The organism is Georgenia sp. (assembly GCF_054605595.1).
Window position 1 is genome coordinate 1 of the sequence record NZ_JBTSDU010000209.1, and the last position, 3,098, is coordinate 3,098.

2 protein-coding genes are annotated in these 3,098 nt (G+C 68.7%); both read left to right on the forward strand.

The annotated features are described in order from the left end of the window. On the forward strand, positions 1 to 342 hold a 342-nt coding region (locus tag ACYC1Z_RS14915; RefSeq protein ID WP_461410297.1), incomplete at its 5' end, for a macro domain-containing protein. 263 nt (positions 343 to 605) lie between these two features. Then, positions 606 to 3,098: ATP-dependent Clp protease ATP-binding subunit (locus ACYC1Z_RS14920; protein ID WP_461410298.1), on the forward strand; the 2,493-nt coding region annotated here is incomplete at its 3' end.

A 3,098-nucleotide genomic window follows, 5' to 3' on the forward strand; every position in this document is an offset into this window, starting at 1 on the left:
GTCATCCACACAGTCGGTCCCAATGCACGTCGGGGCGAGACGGACCCCGTGCTTCTCGCAGCGTGCTTCACCTCCAGCCTCACCATCGCGGCCGAGATCGGGGCGGCCACCGTCGCCTTCCCGGCCATCAGCGCGGGCGCTTTCGGCTGGCCGGTCGACGACGTCGCTCGCATCGCCGTCGACGCCGTCCGGGCCTACGCCGCCCGTCAGGACAACCATTCCGGGCAGGAGGTGTGCGGGATCGACGTGCGTGACGTGGGCGGCCTCGCCACGGTTCGGCTCGTGCGGTTCGTCCTCCACGACGAGGCGGCGCTCATGGCGTTCGAGTCCGCCCTGTCCTGATCGTCACGCCCGCTGTCCTGATCCTCACGCCCGCGTCCTGATCGTCTCCGGGTGCCCACGTTCTGATCCTCACGCCCCCCGCGCCCTGATCGCCACCGTCCGCCGCGACTTGGGCACCGTCCGTGCGCCACCGGCACGGCACTCTCGCGTCACGCCGGTGGCGAACACAGGCAGGCTCCGGCCCCCCTCGCCGTTAGATTGGGTGAACTGTCCAGACCGGTGCCGCCGGGTGCTGGCCGTGGCAGTCGCCGGGAGGAGTGCACATGTTTGAACGCTTTACCGACCGTGCCCGTCGGGTGGTCGTCCTCGCCCAGGAAGAGGCGCGGATGCTCAACCACAACTACATCGGTACCGAGCACATCCTCCTCGGCCTCATCCACGAGGGCGAGGGTGTCGCCGCGAAGGCGCTCGAGGCTCTCGACATCTCGCTCGAGGCGGTTCGTGCGCAGGTCACCGAGATCATTGGCGAGGGGCAGCAGTCGCCCTCCGGCCACATCCCCTTCACCCCGCGCGCCAAGAAGGTGCTCGAGCTGTCCCTGCGCGAGGCGCTGCAGCTCGGCCACAACTACATCGGCACCGAGCACATCCTGCTCGGCCTCATCCGCGAGGGTGAGGGCGTCGCCGCCCAGGTGCTGACCAAGCTCGGCGCGGACCTGAACCGCGTCCGCCAGCAGGTCATCCAGCTCCTTTCCGGCTACCAGGGCAAGGAGCCGGTCACCGCCGGTGGCCCCGCCGAGGGCCAGCCCGCGGGCTCCGCCGTTCTCGACCAGTTCGGCCGCAACCTCACCCAGGCCGCCCGTGAGGGCAAGCTCGACCCGGTGATCGGCCGCGCCAAGGAGATCGAGCGGGTCATGCAGGTGCTCTCGCGCCGCACCAAGAACAACCCGGTGCTGATCGGCGAGCCCGGCGTCGGCAAGACGGCCGTCGTCGAGGGCCTCGCGCAGGACATCGTCCGCGGCGACGTCCCTGAGACGCTCAAGGACAAGCAGCTCTACACGCTCGACCTGGGTTCCCTGGTGGCCGGGTCGCGCTACCGCGGTGACTTCGAGGAACGCCTGAAGAAGGTCCTCAAGGAGATCCGTACCCGCGGCGACATCATCCTGTTCATCGACGAGATCCACACCCTGGTGGGTGCGGGTGCCGCCGAGGGCGCGATCGACGCCGCGAGCATTCTCAAGCCGATGCTGGCCCGTGGCGAGCTGCAGACCATCGGCGCCACCACGCTCGACGAGTACCGCAAGCACATCGAGAAGGACGCCGCGCTCGAGCGCCGCTTCCAGCCCATCCAGGTGGCCGAGCCCACACTCGCGCACACCATCGAGATCCTCAAGGGGCTGCGCGACCGGTACGAGGCGCACCACCGCGTCTCGATCACCGACGAGGCGCTCGTCGCCGCTGCGACCCTCGCCGACCGCTACGTCTCCGACCGGTTCCTGCCGGACAAGGCGATCGACCTGATCGACGAGGCCGGTGCGCGTCTGCGCATCCGCCGGATGACCGCGCCGCCGGAGCTGCGTGAGCTCGACGAGCAGATCGCCGAGGTCCGCCGGGAGAAGGAGTCGGCAATCGACGACCAGGACTTCGAGCGCGCCGCGCGCCTGCGTGACGACGAGAAGACGCTGGGCGACCGCCGTCTCCAGCGGGAGAAGGCCTGGAAGAACGGCGACCTCGACGCTGTCGCCGAGGTCGACGAGGATCTCATCGCCGAGGTGCTGGCCATGAGCACCGGCATCCCGGTGTTCAAGCTCACCGAGGAGGAGTCCGCCAAGCTGCTCCACATGGAGGACGAGCTCCACAAGCGCATCATCGGCCAGGACGCCGCCATCAAGGCGCTGTCGCAGTCGATCCGGCGCACCCGGGCGGGCCTGAAGGACCCGAAGCGTCCGGGTGGTTCGTTCATCTTCGCCGGCCCCACCGGCGTCGGGAAGACCGAGCTGGCCAAGGCGCTCGCCGAGTTCCTCTTCGGCGACGAGGACGCACTCATCCAGCTCGACATGTCGGAGTACTCCGAGAAGCACACGGTCTCGCGCCTCTTCGGATCGCCTCCCGGGTACGTCGGCTACGAGGAGGGCGGCCAGCTCACCGAGAAGGTGCGTCGCCGTCCGTTCTCGGTGGTGCTCTTCGACGAGGTGGAGAAGGCCCACGCGGACATCTTCAACTCGCTCCTGCAGATCCTCGAGGACGGTCGCCTGACCGACTCCCAGGGTCGGGTCGTGGACTTCAAGAACACCGTCATCATCATGACGACGAACCTCGGCACGAGGGACATCGCCAAGGGCCTGCTCACCGGTTTCCAGGCCGGGGGCGAGCTGTCCAACAGCTACGACCGCATGAAGACGAAGGTCAACGAGGAGCTCAAGCAGCACTTCCGGCCCGAGTTCCTCAACCGTGTCGACGACGTCATCGTCTTCCCGCAGCTCACGCAGGACGAGATCGTCCAGATCGTCGACCTGATGGTCGCCAAGCTCGACAAGCGGCTGCGGGACCAGGACATGACGATCGAGCTCACGCCGGCCGCGAAGGAGCTGCTCGCCGAGCGCGGCTACGACCCGGTCCTGGGAGCCCGGCCGCTGCGCCGCGCGATCCAGCGCGAGATCGAGGACGTGCTGAGCGAGAAGATCCTCTTCGGGGAGCTGCACCGCGGCCAGAAGATCCTCGTCGACGCCGAGGGCGAGGGGCTGCTCGGCCAGTTCACCTTCAGCGGGGTCGAGGTCGGCGAGATCGCCAAGCCCGAGCCGGTCGCCCGCGGGGACCGC